At 66.7% G+C, this 17678-nt stretch carries 17 protein-coding genes; 10 read left to right on the forward strand and 7 right to left on the reverse strand.

Going from position 1 to position 17678, the window contains the following annotated elements:
* Positions 1-1515 (reverse strand): DUF4185 domain-containing protein, encoded by a 1515-nt coding sequence (locus L1080_RS26520; protein WP_250774018.1) that lies wholly within the window; start codon positions 1513-1515, stop codon positions 1-3.
* A 243-nt stretch (positions 1516-1758) separates the two neighbouring features.
* Here L1080_RS26520 and L1080_RS26525 point away from each other — a divergent pair, with 243 nt between their 5' ends.
* Both L1080_RS26525 and L1080_RS26530 read left to right on the forward strand, forming a co-directional pair.
* Positions 1759-2214, forward strand: a complete 456-nt coding sequence (locus tag L1080_RS26525; protein WP_308202182.1) for a hypothetical protein — start codon at positions 1759-1761, stop codon at positions 2212-2214.
* A gap of 71 nt (positions 2215-2285) precedes the next feature.
* Positions 2286-2696 carry a PaaI family thioesterase gene (locus L1080_RS26530; RefSeq protein WP_109334736.1) on the forward strand — a complete coding sequence of 137 codons (411 nt, stop codon included), beginning with the start codon at positions 2286-2288 and terminating at the stop codon, positions 2694-2696.
* Positions 2697-2715: 19 nt separating this feature from the next.
* Here L1080_RS26530 and L1080_RS26535 read toward each other — a convergent pair whose 3' ends face one another.
* On the reverse strand, positions 2716-4023 hold the full coding sequence (locus tag L1080_RS26535) for an MFS transporter (protein WP_250774017.1): 1308 nt from the start codon (positions 4021-4023) through the stop codon (positions 2716-2718).
* A 10-nt stretch (positions 4024-4033) separates the two neighbouring features.
* Positions 4034-4975, reverse strand: coding sequence for an NAD-dependent epimerase/dehydratase family protein (locus tag L1080_RS26540; protein WP_250774015.1), 942 nt, complete (start codon positions 4973-4975; stop codon positions 4034-4036).
* Positions 4976-5106: 131 nt separating this feature from the next.
* Between L1080_RS26540 and L1080_RS26545 the strand changes: the two genes are divergently transcribed.
* From L1080_RS26545 to L1080_RS26555, 3 genes are all read left to right on the forward strand, one after another.
* Positions 5107-5802, forward strand: coding sequence for a TetR/AcrR family transcriptional regulator (locus L1080_RS26545; protein WP_250774014.1), 696 nt, complete (start codon positions 5107-5109; stop codon positions 5800-5802).
* Between the two features lie 69 nt (positions 5803-5871).
* Entirely contained in the window at positions 5872-6477 is a 606-nt protein-coding gene (locus L1080_RS26550; RefSeq protein ID WP_109334732.1) for a YqgE/AlgH family protein, read from the forward strand.
* A gap of 84 nt (positions 6478-6561) precedes the next feature.
* Positions 6562-6771 carry a hypothetical protein gene (locus tag L1080_RS26555; RefSeq protein WP_109334731.1) on the forward strand — a complete coding sequence of 70 codons (210 nt, stop codon included), beginning with the start codon at positions 6562-6564 and terminating at the stop codon, positions 6769-6771.
* On the opposite strand, the gene L1080_RS26560 is transcribed toward L1080_RS26555, so the two are convergent.
* The 3 genes from L1080_RS26560 to L1080_RS26570 form a co-directional block, all read right to left on the reverse strand.
* Positions 6759-7541, reverse strand: a complete 783-nt coding sequence (locus L1080_RS26560; RefSeq protein ID WP_250774012.1) for a Mut7-C ubiquitin/RNAse domain-containing protein — start codon at positions 7539-7541, stop codon at positions 6759-6761. The two genes, L1080_RS26555 and L1080_RS26560, sit on opposite strands and share 13 nt — an antisense overlap.
* Positions 7542-7634: 93 nt before the next feature.
* Positions 7635-8600, reverse strand: a complete 966-nt coding sequence (locus tag L1080_RS26565; RefSeq protein WP_250774010.1) for a DUF1648 domain-containing protein — start codon at positions 8598-8600, stop codon at positions 7635-7637.
* Between the two features lie 22 nt (positions 8601-8622).
* A complete protein-coding gene (locus L1080_RS26570) occupies positions 8623-9024 on the reverse strand; it encodes an SdpI family protein (RefSeq protein ID WP_159926703.1) in 402 nt (133 codons plus the stop codon).
* Positions 9025-9141: 117 nt separating this feature from the next.
* On the opposite strand from L1080_RS26570, the gene leuS reads away from it, so the two are divergent.
* The 5 genes from leuS (at position 9142) to L1080_RS26595 (ending at position 16424) form a co-directional block, all read left to right on the forward strand.
* The gene (gene leuS / locus L1080_RS26575) at positions 9142-11979 is read left to right on the forward strand and encodes a leucine--tRNA ligase (RefSeq protein WP_250774008.1); all 2838 of its coding nucleotides are present in this window, start codon (positions 9142-9144) and stop codon (positions 11977-11979) included.
* Between the two features lie 119 nt (positions 11980-12098).
* Positions 12099-12473: a nuclear transport factor 2 family protein gene (locus L1080_RS26580; protein WP_159926699.1), complete on the forward strand. Its 375-nt coding sequence runs from the start codon at positions 12099-12101 to the stop codon at positions 12471-12473.
* A 63-nt stretch (positions 12474-12536) separates the two neighbouring features.
* The gene (locus L1080_RS26585) at positions 12537-13604 is read left to right on the forward strand and encodes a DUF6777 domain-containing protein (protein WP_250774006.1); all 1068 of its coding nucleotides are present in this window, start codon (positions 12537-12539) and stop codon (positions 13602-13604) included.
* A gap of 79 nt (positions 13605-13683) precedes the next feature.
* On the forward strand, positions 13684-15423 hold the full coding sequence (gene kstD, locus L1080_RS26590) for a 3-oxosteroid 1-dehydrogenase (protein ID WP_250774004.1): 1740 nt from the start codon (positions 13684-13686) through the stop codon (positions 15421-15423).
* Positions 15423-16424, forward strand: coding sequence for an alpha/beta fold hydrolase (locus L1080_RS26595; protein ID WP_250774002.1), 1002 nt, complete (start codon positions 15423-15425; stop codon positions 16422-16424). Before kstD ends, L1080_RS26595 begins: the two co-directional genes overlap by 1 nt.
* Here L1080_RS26595 and L1080_RS26600 read toward each other — a convergent pair.
* On the reverse strand, positions 16405-17559 hold the full coding sequence (locus tag L1080_RS26600; RefSeq protein WP_250774000.1) for a serine hydrolase domain-containing protein: 1155 nt from the start codon (positions 17557-17559) through the stop codon (positions 16405-16407). The two genes, L1080_RS26595 and L1080_RS26600, sit on opposite strands and share 20 nt — an antisense overlap.
* Positions 17560-17678: the final 119 nt, after the last annotated feature.

Consider the following 17678-nt stretch of genomic DNA (forward strand, 5'->3'; position numbering starts at 1 on the left):
TCAGCGCAGGGACGCGTGCATCAGGTACACGTTGTAGCTGTCCCACTCCGACATCGTGAAGTACAGGTCCTTGTCGGTGGACCACGGATGGATGAAGCCGCCGTACGCCTTCGGGTAGTCGGCCGTGTCGACGAGGGTGGCTCCGCCGGACCAGACGCCCTGTGGCGACGAGGATTGGCGGAGGATGATCCGCCCGCCGACGGGTTCGAGGTAGCTCATCAGCCACGTGCCGGTCCCGGTGTCGTAACGAACCGACAGCTCGCTGGCCACCCCACCGACGATCGGGGTCGCGAGATGTTCGGAGACAGGCGTCCATGTTCCGTTCGACCAGTACTGGTACGACGTGGTGTTGAGTACCTGATCGACCGGTACCCGGGCCAGACCAATGGTGCCGATGCGCCCGTTCGGAGTGCCGAACATGTACACGTAGTCGCCGTGGGGAACCATGGCCGACACCTGAAACCGGGCGCCGAAAATGTTGTGCCACTTGGCGTGCTGGTCTTTGGTCCATGTCTGACCGTTGTCGTCCGAGTAGGCGATGCCGCCGTAGTTCGTGTACCACATGCCGGGCACCACACTCCACCGTTTCACCGACATGTAGCTCAGGAACTGCCGGTTGCCGATCGTGAACCCCGACGTGGGAATGGTCGTCGTCTCGAAGTTGGGGATGTGCCGGCTGTCGATGATCTCGGCGGCGTGGCAGCGGCTGTCCTGCACCATGCTGTCGATGGTCATGCCGTCGGACAGGTCGGTGTCGGTGCTATGTCCGAGAACGTTGCTGCGCCAGTCTTCCCCGAAGGCGCCGGGCGGATTCCAGTCCTTACCGAAGGTGTCACCGAAGGCGATGGCCACCTCCCCGGGCTTCGTCTCCCAGATGATGCCGAGGTCCGTGCCGTCCACCTGCCAGCGCTTGTCGGTGCGATTGTCCGAACCGTGGCCCGTCAGCTGCGACACCAGGCGCACGTCACCGACGGCCGGGGTGCCGAGCGCTTCGGTGAGGGAGCCGCGTTCGGCCGGGTTGATCTGCACCGGGGGTGCGGGCTGCGGCGCGGGACCCGGGCCGCCGGGGACGGGGATCGGAATGGTCTCCGGTCGTGGGTCGATTTCGATCTTCGGAATGTGCAGCGCGCTCGACCCGGAGGATCCCGACGAGCCGACCTCCGGCTGGGGTTCCTCGATCTCGTCGGTGAGGTCCGGGCAAGGGTCCGCGCACGGGTCGGCGGGTAGGTCTTGTGCCACGCGAGTCTGATCGACGGTAGGGCCGGGGACCGGCACCGGCACGAAATCGGGGTACGGAATCGGGATGGCGATGGTCGGCGGTATCGACGGTAGCAGCGGACCACCGGGAGTCGGGGGCTCCTTGGCCGGGTTGAACCCGGTCTCGCCACAGATGTTCACCGGCAACCACGAATTCGTCTCCGCCGCAGCGGGACCTGCCGAGAACCCGATCGTCGCCGCGACGACGGCGGCGACGCACAACGGTGCTCCGGCAACAAACCAGGACTTCTCGACCACGGGACCCCTCCAGATCGGTGGTCGGAGTCAGGATGGACCGACCTGCACGTTCAGGGCAAAAGGTAACACCCGATGGCGGCACTCTCGGGTTCAGTGCCCGGCGTGCCCGGTCGCAGTCCGGTCACAGTACGGTGTCACGGTCGCATAGCATTTCGCAGATCGAGGCCACCCGGGATGTGGCGAAGCCCCGGATTTTCCGACTCGAGCGGAACCGGATGCGGTCGCGCTGCGTCGAATCCTTACATGGACCCTCTCGAGTATTCGTTCGGAACCGGCGCAGAAGCCCCCGCGACCTGGATCTCCCCAGCCGACCTCGATCTGGGTCCGCTCGGCGGAATGGACGCGGTGCGGCTCGACTTCGATGGTGACGGGCTTCTCGACGACGCCATGTGGGACGACAACGGGGACGGGGCGGCCGACCACTCGGTGCTCGACTACGACGCCGGGGACGAAGCCCGCTACTTCACCGACCCCAGCGGCAGCGGGACGTGGGACCGCGAGGTGCGGGTGGCCGGCGACCACATCGAACCCGCGTACGACCTGCGTCGCCATCCGGATCCGGTACCCGATCGACGGAATGACGAACCGTCCGACCCGAGCGTGCGCACGGTGGCTTCCGATCCGATTCCCGGTGCCGTGACGGCCGGCGCAGTTCATCTCTGGCGGTCGGAGGTGGCGCTCGGCCACGGCCGCCATTGACGTGGCCCCCGAGATCGGGGAGGGTAAGTTGTGATTTCAAACCCAGTACGGATCGACAAGGAGAATGGACCATGACCGACCTGACCACGTCCGCGGCGAGCGCTTTCGTCGCTGCTGCCGGCCTGGAACTCGACGAGGTATCGGGCACGAAAGTCGTCGGCCACATCGATCTGTCCGCCGAGCACCACACGCCGTGGGGTGTCGTACACGGTGGCGTCTACACGACGGCAGTCGAGAGCGCCGCGAGTATCGGCGCGAGCACGGCAGTGGCAGACCGCGGCCAGTTCGCGGTCGGTGTGCACAACGGCACCGACTTCATCCGGTCCCGCACCGAGGGTCGCGTCGACGTGGTGGCCCTACCGATTCAGCAGGGCCGTATCCAGCAGTTGTGGTCGGTGGTCATCACCGCCTCCGACACCGGCAAAGAGGTGGCCCGTGGACAGGTCCGTCTGCAGAATGTGCCGCTGCCCGGTTCCGGATAGGAGGAGCGTCCAGGACCGCTCAGTGTCGGGCGCGACGTGTGTTGAGTAGGGCAGCGACGAGTCCCAGGGCGTAAAGGGCCGAACCCGCCAGTACCAATTCAAGTGATCGGCCGTCGGGGGCGATCACGAGGGCTGCGGCGGCGATCGACGCGATGAACGCCACGTTGAACACCGTGTCCTGGAGCGCGAACACCTGTCCTCGGCGGTCGTCTTCGATGTCGATCTGCATGGCGGCGTCGCCGCTCAGCTTGATCGACTGCCCGGCGAATCCGAGGACCAGTGCACCCCACAGCAGGGAGGCCTGGGTCAGGGTCGCCACGAGCGTCGTCTGCGCCACAAGGGCGAGGATCAACGCGGTGGTGATGGTGCGGGAGCGACCGATCCGCGGAATGGTGAACGGTGTGGAGATCGCGGCGAGCAGCATTCCCGCCGCGGTCGCGCCGACCGCGACACCGAACCCGGCCAGTCCTCCCGGTAGGGAACCGGCCCTGGACGTGTCTCGCAACACGAGGACCATGATCAGCGTGTTGGCGCCGAACACGATCCGATGCGTGCCGATGCCGATCATGGCGGTGGTGACGCCCGGGGACTGCCACACGGCCACGGCTCCGTTGCGCAGTCCCGAGGCGACGGCACGGACCACCCCGTAATCCGCTCGTTCGTCCGAGTGTGGGCCGAGAAGCCGACGATGGAATCGGGACGCCGCGAGAGCGGCTACCGCGGAACCGACCGCGGCGGCGGCGACGGCGATACCGGACCCGCGGTCGCCTGCGCCCGCGACACCGATGATGGCGACGGATGTTGTGGCTCCGAGAGCGGACACGACGGAACCGGTGGTGGTGAGCACGGAGTTGGTGGCGACCAGCCACGATTTGTGAACCACGCGCGGCAGCGCGGCGGAAACGCCGGCGAGTACGAACCTACTGACACCGATGGCGGCGAGGGCGAGGAGAAGGATCGGGAACTCACCGGCCCCGGACCCCAGAAGGGCGGCGGTCACCAGAATCAATACTCCGCGTAGGACATTGGCCCACAGCAGCACCGTCCGACGATCCCAGCGGTCGAGGAGTGCCCCCGCGTAGGGTCCGATCACCGAGTAAGGGAGCAGCAATACCGCGAAGCCGGCAGCGATCGCCAGCGGGTCGGTCTCGCGCTCGGGATTGAACAGGATGGCGCCACCCAGCGCTGCCTGAAACATTCCGTCGCCGAACTGGCTGGCGAATCGCACCGTCGCAAGCCGGGCCAGCCCGGGCGACCGGCGCAGGGTGTGCGCGGTACGACGCCACGCCTCCCGTCGTCCTCGGGGGTTCCCGAGCTGTTCCGCCATTCACGGGACCTTATCCGGCCTGTGCGAGGGACCTCTCCCGCCACCACTGGACGGTCTGCTCTGCGGCCTCGGGCAGTGCCGTCGGCTTCAGCCCGAGGCGCTGCTCGCTGGCAGTCGAATCCATGACGAACGGGTTTTCGAACTGGTACAACATTTCCGCCAGCTCGCGGGACCCCTCGTGGAGGCGGCCTGCCGCTCGGAGAACCCATCCCGGGAGCGCGCTCACCTTCGGTGCCGGCACCCCCGCTGCGTCGGCGTAAGCCTGGACCATCTGCCGCTGGGTCACCGCGGGGGCGGTCGGCGCGTGCAACACGCAGTTCCACAGGTCGGGGTCGTGTGCGGCGACGACCATCGCCGCCGCGAGGTCGGGGACGAAGGTGAAGGAGTGGGGCGTGTCGGCAGAGCCGAGGACGCGCATTGTCTTGCCGGCGAGCACAACCGGCACCATGCGCTCACCGGCGTGGGCGCTGAGCACCTGCGGACCGAAGAAGTCGGAGGCGACGACACTGACGGTGGGGGTCGAGGAGGCGGCGCGAGCGTCGAGCAGCCGGGCACGGATTCCGCGCTTTCCAGTCGTGGCGGTGCGCGGCGTGGTTTCGGTCATGGGCTGCTGTTCGGTGTCGTAGGAGTAGAGACTTTCCGGGAACACGACCACCGCGCCGACCTCTCCCGCCGCCTCCAGAACGGTGTGCTCCGCCGCGGGGAGGGTGCGCTCCCACGCCTCGGCGGTATAGGCGGCATGAATGCAGTGGTAGACGGCGGTGGCACCCTCGAAAGCTGCACGTACGGCCGAGGGGTCGGATACGTCGACCGCCCTTCGCTCGATCAGCGGGTGTTCCGGACCGCTTCCGGAACGGGTGAGCACGCGGACGCGTCGCCCCTGTTCTGCGAGCTGCTGTGCCACTGTCGCGCCGACGGGTCCCGCGCCGGTGACGATTTCGATGTTCGACATTTCTGCTCCCGGTGTGTGGTGTCCAAAGAGAGCACTGCTCTCTATCTGAAGCGTGCGCCCATGCGAGCGCAAAGTCAAGAGCACTGCTCTCGTTTGTTGACACCGCTCTCCGCGATCGGCACCCTGAACCCATGCCGGCAACACCACGGGAACGTGCCCGAGAGCAGACGTTGCAGGACATCACCCGAATCGGCCGCGAACAGCTGGCCGTCGTCGGCGCCGCGGCACTGTCGTTGCGAGCGGTGGCCCGGGACCTCGGAGTCGTCTCGTCCGCCGTGTATCGGTACGTGAAGAGCCGCGACGAACTGCTGACCCTGCTCGTCGTCGACGGATACAACGAGCTCGGGGACGAGGTGGACGCCGCAGTCGCGTCCGCGCAGCATCCGCGACGGCAGTTCCTGGCCCTGGGCCGCGCGGTGCGGGCGTGGGCTCTACGTGAGCCGGCGCGCTACGGACTGCTGTTCGGCAGCCCGGTTCCCGGCTACGACGCCCCCGGCGAACAGACCACGAGGCCCGGAACCCGGGTCATCTACGCGCTGGTCCGCATCTTCGACGGTGCCTACCGCTCGGGCCTTCTCGACGCCGACGCGTCCGCCCCCGTCGACGCCGGTCTTGCCGCCGATCTCGACCGGATTCGCGCGGAGCTCGGCCTCACTACTCCCGACCACTTGCTCGCCCGCGGGGTGCTGGTGTGGTCGAGCCTGTTCGGTGCGGTGAACTTCGAGGTCTTCGGTCAATACGGGACGGATACGTTCACCGATCCGGCTGCCCTGTTCGAACACCATCTCGCCGTGCTCGCCGACACTGCCGGGCTCCCGCCCGCCTGAATTCGTGCGAACCGGACGCAGCTCGCGTCCTGGGACACATCACTCTCGCCGCGGTGGGATGATGTTCGGGTGGCGCACGCAGAAGAACCCGAGGATCGAATGGCGTCGACGGAACCGGTGGTCCGCCCGGGGAGCTTGTTGGTCTCGTCCACCGATCTGGTCGAGCCCGCATTCCGTCGCACCGTGATTTATGTGATCGAACACAACGAGGCCGGGAGCCTCGGCGTGGTCATCAACCGCCCCAGCGAGACCGCGGTGCAGGAGGTGCTGCCACAGTGGGCACCGCTCGCCGCCCGCCCCGCCGCGCTCTATGTCGGTGGTCCCGTCAAGCGTGACGCCGCGCTGTGCCTGGCCACCCTGCGGACCGGTGCGCTCATCGACGGGGTCGCGGGACTGCGCCGGGTGCACGGCCGCGTCGTGATGGTCGATCTCGACTCCGACCCCGAGGTCATCGCACCCCTGGTGGAAGGTGTCCGCATCTTCGCCGGTTACTCGGGCTGGACGTTCGGGCAGCTCGACTCGGAGCTGCAGCGTGACGACTGGATGGTGGTGTCCGCGCTGCCGTCGGACGTCGTGGCACCGGCCCGCATCGACGTCTGGGCCCAGGTCCTGCGACGTCAGCCTCTTCCTCTCGCCCTGTTGGCCACTCACCCGATCGACGTCGAGCGCAACTGAGCCGACACACCCTCGAGCACGTCCCGGGGTCTGTCGGAGACGGGTGGTATCAACAGAGCAGGACGAAGTAAGGAGGCAGCAGACGTGAACAGACCATGCGGACGTTGCGAGACGGCACTCGACCACTGCCACGGAACGTTGATCGTGCACAGCCGGCGCGGCATCGAGTGCACCGACGAGTCGTGCGTCGAGCTGTCCGAGGTTCGCCATACCCTGATCATCGACTGCGAGGAACTCGGCGACGGATGCTTCTGCACCGCGGAGTTCACTGCCGAACTGCGTCACGCCTCCTGAGGAATCGGCCCCAGATCCACGCCCACCTCGTGCAGGCGACGGCGTAACCGTGAAAGGTGGCTGCCCGGCCAGTACAGATGGCCGCAGTTCCGGCACCGACTGAAGTCGCGCTCCCGTTCCGCCACTCCGGGCGGCACCTCGAGGCGTGCCTCTTCCCACGACACCGTGGTCAAGGTCCCATTGCACCCCGCGCATCGGGTGAACGGCGCGATCCGTGCGTGGAGGTCGAAGCGGTCCAGTACTTCCCGTAGCTGGCGGCGTGGATCGGTCTCGTGCAGGAAGGCGCCGTGGGTCACTGCCGCACGCTTGAGGAGGCCGGTGTCGCGGGTGAGGACGATCCGGTGCTCGGACACCGAAATCTCGACCAGTTCGGTGTCGTCGAAGTCGTTGCGGTACCGGGTGTCGAAGCCGAGTAACCGGAGATAGCCGGCGAGCCGGCCGAGATGCACGTCGAGGACGAACGAAGATTCGCGTAACGGTCGCGGTCGCAGTCGAGTGAGACCCGTGATATCGACGCGTTCGAACACGGGATACACCGTGACCCGTTCGCCCCCGACGAGGCGGTGCGCGAAGTCGACCGAGACCTGGTCGACGAGCACGAGATCCACTTCGGTGTGCGGCACGCCCAGCGCTTCGATGCGGTCCTTCACCGAGGGTGTGCCGATGAAGTAATGCGCGAATGTGCGCTTCCGCGACTCCGGCGCGAGGAAGTCGTTCAGCTCCTCGTAGAAGCGGAACTCGCACTGGCGAAGCGGTTCAGGCATCAGCATTCACGTCCTGAGGCCACAGTACTGGGCGACTCCTCGCGATCGCCCGTGTGCCGTCACCCTGCAACCGTCGATGACGACTGTCGACTCGGGCGCTCACCCCCGCCGTCGGTCGGCGAATGCGTTGAGGACCCCGGCCATGTCCCCGGCTTCCGCGGTGGTGACGGTCAATCGGTCACCGCACGCGGTGGTGACGATCACCGCGGGCCCGGTGCGGGTGACGACGCCGTAGTTTCGCGGCCCCTTCACCTTCAACCCCCACCCACCGAAGTCGTCGAAGGGTTTGACCACGTCGACGCGTGCACCCTCGATCTCGTCGATGCCGTAGTCGAGGGCGGTCATGCCCATGTTGATCACTCGGATGCCGTCCTCGTCCACGATGACACGGAAGCGCAGGAGGCTGACGATCAACAGCCCGACGGGAACGAACACGGCGAGCGGCCACCAGCCGCCGGAAATGCGGCAGACGACGAGTGCGGGGACGACGCCGAGCAGGAGTAGCAGGATTCCGGACCCCGCTGTCCCGAAACCCACGGAGGCGGACACTGCGGCGGGTGCGGCGGCCCGGGGCAGGGTGACGTCGGGCCGATGTGTGGCCGAGACCCGGCGACGGTAGTCCCGCAGACACGCCGCGCCGATCATTCCCACACCGGCGCCGAGTACGGTCCCGGCACCGAGGGACCACAGCGGAACCTCGGTATCGGCCGGATCGGTGACATCGAGTTGGACGGCGAGTATCACCACGTGCACGGTGCTGACCATCCCGACCACAGACAACCCGACGACCAGCATGGTGCGGCGCATCATGAGCAAGGCTGGCGCGAGGGCGGCAACGGCGGCGCAGCCACCGCCGAAGAGGACCGTCACGAGAGCGAACGTCCAGGCACTGGATATCGGTGTGGCGAAACCGTCCGGCGAGGTGGTGGTCCAATGCGTGGCGATTTCCGCGGGTAGCCGGGGTTCCCACAGCTTGGTCAGGAGCACGCCGGATAACGCGGCGACCACGGGCAGGATCACACCGAAGACGGCTCCGGCGGGGTCGACGATTTTCGAACTGGGCACCGGGTGGGCCGTCTGCAGCCGATCAGGACGGCTGGCAGGCGTCCTTGAGCGAGCAGGCTCCACAGGAGTTGCCGCAGGCACCGGTGTCGGCGGCGGGGACGGCTGCCGCGGCACGGGCACCGAGCGATCCGCCAGTACCCGCGGTGAGCGCGGCAGCGACGACGCTGACCAGGAGGGCGCCGATCCCGATGACTCCACCGACCAGAATTCCGGCGACACCACCGATGATCAGCAGCCCGGCCGCGGCGAGAAGCGTGGGGCCGGCGACCTTGTTTGCCAGGGCGAAGGCGTCGTCGTCGCGCAGTGTCTCGGCGGTCCGGACACCCGCCCACCGGTTGCGCGGCAGACGTTCGGTGAGGCCGGCCAGGGCGACGCCGGCAACGGCGACGGCGAGGACGAACAGCACGACGGAGGCAATCAACACGACACCAGGATACGGCGCACCCGGATGCGCAGGTGAGTCCGGGTGGGGTGAGGCTCTACCCTGGTTGACGGTATTCCTCTCCATCCACGAATGTCAGCCAAGTAGATAGCGACCACAGTGACCGAGCACGCGCAGCCCGCCAACCCGTCCGACGCGACCCCGCAGCACCGCTACACCGCGGAACTCGCCGGCCAGATCGAGCAGCGCTGGCAGGACCGATGGAGCGCGGAGGGCACCTTCGACGCGCCCAACCCGGTCGGCCCGCTGGCAGGCCCGGTTCCCGCCGACAAGCTGTTCGTGCAGGACATGTTCCCGTACCCGTCGGGGACGGGTCTGCACGTGGGGCACCCCCTCGGCTACATCGCCACCGACGTATTCGCCCGCTACCACCGGATGCAGGGCCACAACGTGCTGCACACGCTCGGGTACGACGCTTTCGGTCTGCCGGCGGAGCAGTACGCGGTGCAGACGGGCACGCATCCGCGGGCCACCACCGAGGCGAACATCATCAACATGAAGCGCCAGCTCCGGCGCCTCGGTCTCGGGCACGACGAGCGGCGCACGTTCGCGACCACCGACGTCGACTTCTACCACTGGACGCAGTGGATCTTCCTGCAGATCCATGACGCCTGGTTCGACAAGAAGGCGGGGAAGGCCCGGCGCATTTCCGAGCTCGAGGCGGAGTTCGCCTCGGGTGAGCGCACCGTGGAGGACGGGCGGGACTGGCAGTCGTTGTCGGTCTCCGAGAAGGAAGCCGTCCTCGACTCCTATCGGCTCGTGTACCACTCGGATTCGATGGTCAACTGGTGCCCGGGTCTGGGCACTGTCCTGGCCAACGAGGAGGTGACAGCGGATGGCCGCAGCGACCGCGGCAACTTCCCCGTGTTCCGGAAGCACCTGCAGCAGTGGATGATGCGGATCACCGCCTACGCCGACCGCCTCGTCGACGACCTCGAGTACCTGGATTGGCCCGAGAAGGTCAAGGCCATGCAGCGCAACTGGATCGGACGCTCGCACGGTGCGCAGGTGAAGTTCCAGGCCGACAGTCACGAGATCGAGGTGTTCACGACTCGTCCGGACACGCTGTTCGGTGCCACCTACGTGACGCTGGCGCCGGAGCACGACCTCGTCGACGAGCTCGTTGCCGCCGAGTGGCCCGAGGGCGTCGATCCGCGATGGACCGGCGGTGCGGCCAACCCGGCCGAAGCCGTTGCGGCGTACCGAAAGTCGATTGCGGCCAAGTCGGATCTGGAGCGTCAGGAATACAAGGAGAAGACGGGTGTCTTCCTCGGCACCTACGCGGTGAACCCCGTCAACGGGCGCGAGCTGCCGGTGTTCATCGCCGACTACGTCCTCACCGGATACGGCACGGGCGCCATCATGGCGGTCCCCGGCCATGATCATCGCGACTACGAGTTCGCGACCGAGTTCGGTCTCGACATCGTCGAGGTGATCTCCGGTGGCGACCTCACGAAGGACGCGTACACCGGCGACGGCACCATCGTGAATTCGGACTTCCTGAACGGAATGACCGTCGCCGACGCCAAGAGGGTCATCACCGAGCGCCTCGAGGCGGACGGCACCGGCAAGGGCACTATCCAGTACAAGCTGCGCGACTGGCTGTTCGCCCGTCAGCGGTACTGGGGCGAGCCCTTCCCGATCGTGTACGACGCCGACGGCAATGCGCACGCACTGCCGGATTCCATGCTGCCGGTGGAACTTCCGGAGGTCGAGGACTACGCTCCCGTGTCCTTCGATCCCGACGACGCCTCCTCGGAGCCCTCTCCCCCGCTGGCGAAGGCTGTCGACTGGGTCAATGTGGAGCTCGACCTCGGCGACGGGCTGCAGACGTACCGCCGCGACACCAACGTGATGCCGCAGTGGGCGGGCAGTTCGTGGTACCAGCTGCGCTACATCGACCCGACCAACCAGGACACGTTCTGCGACAAGGAGAACGAGCAGTACTGGACGGGTCCGCGGCCGGAGATCCACGGACCGAACGATCCCGGTGGCGTCGACCTGTACGTCGGCGGTGTGGAGCACGCTGTGCTGCACCTGCTGTACTCGCGGTTCTGGCACAAGGTGCTGTTCGACCTCGGCTACGTCAGCTCGAGCGAGCCGTACCGCCGCCTGTACAACCAGGGCTACATCCAGGCCTACGCCTACACCGATGCGCGCGGGGTGTACGTGCCGGCCGACGAGGTGGAGGAGAAGGACGGCAAGTTCTTCTATCAGGGCGCGGAGGTCAACCGCGAGTACGGCAAGATGGGCAAGAGCCTCAAGAACTCCGTGTCGCCGGACGAGATCTGTGAGGAGTACGGGGCCGACACCCTCCGGGTGTACGAGATGTCGATGGGCCCGCTGGATACGTCGCGTCCGTGGGCGACCAAGGACGTCGTCGGTGCTCAGCGTTTCCTGCAGCGCGCCTGGCGTGTGGTGGTCGACGAGGAGTCCGGCGCCGTGCGGGTCACGGACGACGCCCCCTCCGAGGACACCCTGCGCGCGCTGAACAAGGCGATCGCCGGGGTGAGCGACGACTACACGGCGCTGCGGGACAACACCGCGGCGGCCAAGCTGATCGAGTACACCAACCATCTCACCAAGGCCTACCCCGGCGGTGCCCCTCGCTCCGCGGTGGAGCCCTTGGTGCTCATGCTCGCGCCGCTGGCCCCGCACCTCGCGGAGGAGCTGTGGTCGCGGCTCGGCCACGAGAAGTCGCTGGCCCACGGCCCCTTCCCGGTGGCCGAGGAGAAGTGGCTGGTGGAGGACACCGTCGAGTACCCGATCCAGGTGAACGGCAAGGTCCGCAGCCGAGTGACGGTGGCGGCCGACGCGTCACGCGAGGAGATCGAGAAGATCGCGCTCGCCGACGAGAAGATCGTGGCACTGCTGGACGGCAAGGACCCGCGCAAGGTGATCGTCGTCCCGGGGAAGATGGTCAATATCGTCCTCTGACGTCCTCCGCACCCGTGAGCACTTCTTAACACTCCGTGGTTGAGAAGTGCTCACGGGTGTCGTGTTTGCGCTACTGTCTCGAATAGAACACGTTCTAGTCGACTTCAGGAGCATTTGCCATGGCACCGTCCGCAGAAGACATCCGTAAGACCGTCGAGAGGTACGTCGCGGTGGTGGCCACGGGCACCGTCGATGACGTGCTGGCGCTCTATGCCGACGGTGCGATCGTGGAAGATCCGGTGGGTACCGACCCGCGCACCACGGTGGAGTCGATCCGCGAGTTCTACGGGATGCTCGAGGCGCTACAGCAGACCAGCGAACTGCACACGCTGAGGATCGCCGGAAACACAGCGGCCTTCCACTTCTCGCTGGTCACCGAACTGGGCGAGCAGAAGCTCGAGATAGCGCCGATCGATGTGATGACCTTCGACGACGACGGCAAGATCACGACGATGAAGGCGTACTGGTCGCAGGAGGACATGGTCACGCGCTGACACGCGCACGACCACAGCGGGATTACCGCCCGGTCGAGCGGAAACTGTGCTTACGATGTCGGTGTGGCCACCGACGACGCCGGGCCGGCCGCAAGGGGTGCCCGACGCAGAGCAGTCGCACGTGCAGGTACGCGCTTCCGGCGCGCGCCGCGTCACTGGCTGGTCGTAGCGGGTGTCGTCGCCGCCACGGTGATGGTGGCCTGCTCCTCCGGGTCGGAGGTCAGGACCGTCTCCGTCGAGCTCAGCGGCGCCATGGACGACGGGTATCCCTGGACCCAGGTGCTGCTGCCGCCGCAGACGCCCACCACCGTTCCGTACGGTCCTGCCGGCACCGAGCTGCCCACCGAGGGCGGCACCGGCGGCATCCGAGTGGTGGGTGACCGCACGGGCCTCTACGGGGGAAGCCCGGACCGGTTGCTGTGCGACCGGCAGAAGCTCGTCGACGACCTCGAAAGGGATCCCGCCCGAATGACGGCGTGGTCCGGCGTATTCGACGTCGACGACGTTCGGAGTTACGTACGGACGCTGACGCCGGTTTTGCTTCGCGCGGATACCCGGGTCACCGACCACGGGTTCGAGGGGGGCCGGGCGCAGCCGGTCCAATCAGTTCTCGAGGCCGGGACGATCGTTCTGGTCGACGACCACGGCGTGCCGCGGGTTCGGTGTGTACAAGGCAGCCCTCTCCTGGCCCCCATCCTCGGCGAGAATTCGGAAATGCAGGGTGACCCGTGGCCGAATTTTCAGGAGGATCGGCTCTTGGTAGTGCAGCCGTCGAACCTCGCAATGAACGACATCGCCGTCGTGGACTTGATGACCGGAGGCCTCACTCCCGTTCCGGTCGGTGCGGGACCGGGGCAGCCCGCGGAGCGCCCGCGGCCGCCGGCGCCGGTGATCTCCGAAGCCCCCGTCGTCGATTCGCCGCCGATCGCGGTGCAGCAGGCTGCGCCACGTCCTGCTCCGGCTACGGTTGCGCCGCCGCCGCCACCGCCTCCTCCCCCGCCACCACCGCCGCCTCCCCCGCCACCGCCGCAGGTCGAATTGCCACCGCCTCCGGCGCCCGCGCCGTTGCCGCAGCCGCAGATCCGGGTGCAGATTCCCGGCATGCCTCTCCTGGTCATTCCCATTCCCTAGGGATCGGAAGTGACGCCACCCTTGATCTATGGTGGAACGTGTTCTAGTTTTGGTACTTCACGTACCGATAGGGAGCCGTATGACCACATCAGGGGACAACCACGCCATCCTCCCCGCGAAGGAATCGGTGGACCAGAACTTCGACGTGGTCGTGGTCGGATCGGGCGCTGCCGGAATGAGTGCGGCGATCACCGCGGCCGCGCGCGGACTGAAAGTCGTGATCGTCGAGAAGTCGCCGTATTGGGGCGGATCCACGTCCCGATCCGGTGGCGGAGTATGGATTCCGGGAAACGCGGTGCTCCAACGTGACGCTCCCCCCGACGATCTCGAGGCTGCCCGCACGTACGTGCGCAGCATCGTCGGACCGGTCGTCGATCCCGAGCGGATCGACACCTACATCGACAGAGGGCCGGAAGCCCTCCAGTTCCTGATCGACCACAGTCCGCTGAAGTTGGAATGGGTGAAGAACTACTCCGACTACTACCCGGAGGCACCGGGTGGGCTGGCTACCGGGCGCTCGTGTGAGCCCGTGCCGTTCGATGCGCGCGCACTCGGCGACGACCTCGACACCCTGCATCCGCCGTACAGCAAGACCCCGCTGAACGTCGTCGTGAAGCAGTCGGATTATCGGTGGCTGAGTACGGGATTCCGGACTTGGCGGGGGCCGGTTCGGATGGTGCGGGTCGGTCTGCGCAGTATGGTCGCGAAGGCGCGGCGACAGCACCTGATCGGCATGGGTGCGGCCCTGATGGCGGAACTCCTGCTCGGGGTCCGCCAAGCGGGTATCCCCCTGCGGCTGAACACCGAGCTGACCGATCTGGTCACCGAGAACGGCCGCGTGGTCGGGGTGGTCGTGAAGTCGAACGAGCAGACCACGACGCTGCGCGCGGGGCACGGTGTCGTCCTGGCGTGCGGTGGATTCGACAACAATGCGGAGATGCGACGGAAGTACCAGCGCGAGCCGATCGGTTCCGACTGGACCACCGGGGCACCGTCGAATACGGGCGACGGGATCAATGCGGCGCTGAAACTCGGTGCCGGGGTGAGCTTCATGAGCGACGCGTGGTGGGGTCCGAGCATTCCGCTGCCCAAGGGACCATGGTTCGCCCTGGCCGAGCGGTCGCTGCCGCGCAGCATCATGGTCAACGACCGCGGCGAGCGGTTCATGAACGAGTCGCTGCCGTATGTCGAGGCGGTACACCGCATGTATGGCGGCGAGTACGGGCAGGGCGACGGCCCGGGTGAGAACATCCCCGCCTGGTTGATCTTCGACCAGACCTACCGGGACCGGTACCTCTTCGCCAGTGTCACGGCGCGTGCCCCGCTTCCCAGGAAATGGCTCGACAGCGGGGCGATCGTCAAGTCGTCCACTCTCGAGGGTCTTGCCGAGAAGATCGGTGTCCCCGTGGACCGTTTCACCGCCACCGTCGAACGGTTCAACGGGTTCGCCCGCCGGGGTGTGGACGAGGACTTCCACCGCGGTGAGAGCAAATACGACCACTACTACGGCGACATCAGCAACAAACCCAACCCGAGCCTGGGCGAGTTGACCAAGGGCCCGTTCTACGCGGCCAAGATGGTCCCGGGCGATCTGGGTACGAAGGGCGGCATCAACACCGACACGGCGGGGCGAGCACTTCGCGAAGACGGAACCGTCATCGAGGGACTCTATGCGGCGGGAAACACCAGCGCACCGGTCATGGGACACACCTATGCGGGACCGGGAGCCACGATCGGGCCTGCGCTGGTCTTCGGCTATCTCGCGGCACTCGACATCGCGGAGAGGGCGCGGTCGATGGCAGGGACGTCCGGAGAGTGATGTCCGAACGCGAGGTCGTGATCGACGGATTCCGTTGGAGTTTCAGCGATCTGGGCGCAGGACCGCCGGTGGTGATGTGCCACGGATTCCCGGGACTCGGGTTCAGTTATCGCCATCAGAGTCGCGCGCTCGCCGAGTCCGGCTTCCGGGCCGTCGCGCCGGACATGCCCGGGTACGGTCGCACGGACACTCCCGTCACCATCGGTGATTACACGAACGATCGCGTGGCCGACCAACTCGTCGGCCTCCTCGACACACTCGGTGAGGATCGAGCGGTATTCGTCGGCCACGACTTCGGCGCCCCGGTCGCGTGGACGCTCGCTCTCCGCCACCCTGAGAGGGTGTCGGGGCTGATGCTCCTGGCGGTGCCCTATGCGCCCGACCGCTTCCCCGCCCGACCCTCCGAGTTGTATGCGGCGGTGGCGCGCAAGCACTTTCTGCACACCCACTACTTTCAGGAACCCGGTGTCGCGGATCGGGAACTCGACGCCGACCCTCGCCGATTCCTGCACAGGCTGTTCTACGCGCTCTCGGGCGACTATCACTACCTCGACATCTGGCAGCACCCGTCCGAGGGGAACGGCTACCTCGAGGTGTTGCCACACGCGCCGCCGCTGCCGTGGTCGTGGTTGTCGCAGGCCGAATTCGACTACTACGCAGACGTATTCAGCGCTACCGGATTCACCGGTGGCCTCAACTGGTACCGGGCGTATGACGCGAACTGGGAACACAGCGTGGACCTCGATGGCGCCCCCATCGAGGTCCCGACGCTGTTCATCGCCGGCGCCCGTGATCCCGTCCTCGCGATGAGCGGTTCGGCGGCACTCGACCGCATGCGGGAGGCCGTTCCCGACCTACGGGGCGTGCACTTACTGGAGGACGCCGGGCATTTCGTTCAGCAGGAGCGGCCCACCGAGGTGAACAAGCTCCTGCTGAATTTCGTGACCGACCTGGACGTCACCGGGTCGGCGGGCCACTGGACTAGTTGCGTAGAGCGTTGATGACGGCTCGAATAAAGGCGCCCGTTTCGTGATCGTGGTTCGTGGATTCGCTGTCGGTTGTCCCGTAGGTCCGGTTGGATGACAGCTTCACAACCGTTGCATTCGCTGTCGGGTCGACGTAGACGAATTGGTTGTAGACACCGATCGCGCTGAACTCGCCGCGATCTCCGGCCGGAATCCACCACTGGTAGCCGTATCCGAACTCGAATCGGTGTGTGCCGACGATTGGCTGCCCCGGCTGAAGGTAGGGGGCGTCCGGCACCACGGAGTCGCGCACCCACTGCTCCGGGACGACTTGGTTGCCGTGCCATTCGCCGCCGTTGCGGTACAGCTCGCCGAGCTTGGCGAAATCCCGGGCGGTCATGTTCAGCCCCGCGAACGCGACCTCCATTCCGGCGGCGTCGAGCAGCCATGCGCCGGGAGAGGTCATACCGAGGGGTTCGTACAGTTTTTCCTGCATGTAGTCGGTGAGCGAGCGGTTGGTCGCGCGGACCACCAACGAGGCGAGTGCTTGGGTGTCACCGGAGTTGTAGCGGCACAACGTTCCCGGTTCGTTTTCGCGAATCACGCCGGCGACGAAGTCGTCGAGGGTGCCTACGCCAGCCATCGCTGCGTTGAGCTGGAAGACATCTGAGGTGGGGTCGCTGTAGTCTTCGTTCCACCGCGCCCCGGAGGACATCTGCAGGACGTTTCTGATCGAGACGCCGTCGTACGCGGACCCCGGATTGACCGGAACGTAGTCACTGATGGGATCGTCGATGCCCTTGATGTGGCCCTCGGCAACGGCGATACCGACCAGCGCGGACACGAAGCTCTTCGCCACAGACATCGAGATCCACGGCACCTCGGGGCCACCGGTGAGCGCGTATCGCTCGTGGCGAATGACGCCGTCCTCGAGGACGAGCAGCGCTGCGGTGTCAGTTCCGACGAAGAAGTCTTCGAACGACTTCGTCTCGCCGGCGAACTCGTAGGTGTCCGGAAGGTCGATCGTGTCGCCGGTGCGCCACTGGTGTGGCGTCGATGATGGGGTGAGCTCGCGGGTCGGCAGCAAGCTTCCCAGTCGGCAGAAGTTGTCGTGCTGCGGGGCGCCGGTGAACAGGCCCAACTCCGCCAGGGTGCTGGTTTGATCGGTCATGGTCGTCCTCAGTTCGTTGGTGGTGGCGCGGTGATCTTCGGATGTGCGCCAAGTCGATTTCCAGTCCCGGCAGATCACGGGACCGGCCCCGGTATAGCAGCGGCGGCACGAATGTCACA

It is taken from the genome of Rhodococcus sp. MSC1_016 (genome assembly GCF_023667485.2).
Taxonomy (GTDB): Bacteria; Actinomycetota; Actinomycetes; order Mycobacteriales; family Mycobacteriaceae; genus Rhodococcus_F; species Rhodococcus_F oxybenzonivorans.

Excerpts from the sequence above, each read along its gene's own strand:
- L1080_RS26600 (WP_250774000.1), bottom strand. The coding sequence starts at position 17,559 with ATGACCGATCAAACCAGCACCCTGGCGGAGTTGGGCCTGTTCACCGGC.
- L1080_RS26540 (WP_250774015.1), bottom strand. The coding sequence starts at position 4,975 with ATGTCGAACATCGAAATCGTCACCGGCGCGGGACCCGTCGGCGCGACA.
- L1080_RS26535 (WP_250774017.1), bottom strand. The coding sequence starts at position 4,023 with ATGGCGGAACAGCTCGGGAACCCCCGAGGACGACGGGAGGCGTGGCGT.
- L1080_RS26525 (WP_308202182.1), top strand. The coding sequence starts at position 1,759 with ATGGACCCTCTCGAGTATTCGTTCGGAACCGGCGCAGAAGCCCCCGCG.
- kstD (WP_250774004.1), top strand. The coding sequence starts at position 13,684 with ATGACCACATCAGGGGACAACCACGCCATCCTCCCCGCGAAGGAATCG.
- L1080_RS26560 (WP_250774012.1), bottom strand. The coding sequence starts at position 7,541 with ATGCTGATGCCTGAACCGCTTCGCCAGTGCGAGTTCCGCTTCTACGAG.
- L1080_RS26595 (WP_250774002.1), top strand. The coding sequence starts at position 15,423 with ATGTCCGAACGCGAGGTCGTGATCGACGGATTCCGTTGGAGTTTCAGC.
- L1080_RS26580 (WP_159926699.1), top strand. The coding sequence starts at position 12,099 with ATGGCACCGTCCGCAGAAGACATCCGTAAGACCGTCGAGAGGTACGTC.
- L1080_RS26530 (WP_109334736.1), top strand. The coding sequence starts at position 2,286 with ATGACCGACCTGACCACGTCCGCGGCGAGCGCTTTCGTCGCTGCTGCC.
- L1080_RS26545 (WP_250774014.1), top strand. The coding sequence starts at position 5,107 with ATGCCGGCAACACCACGGGAACGTGCCCGAGAGCAGACGTTGCAGGAC.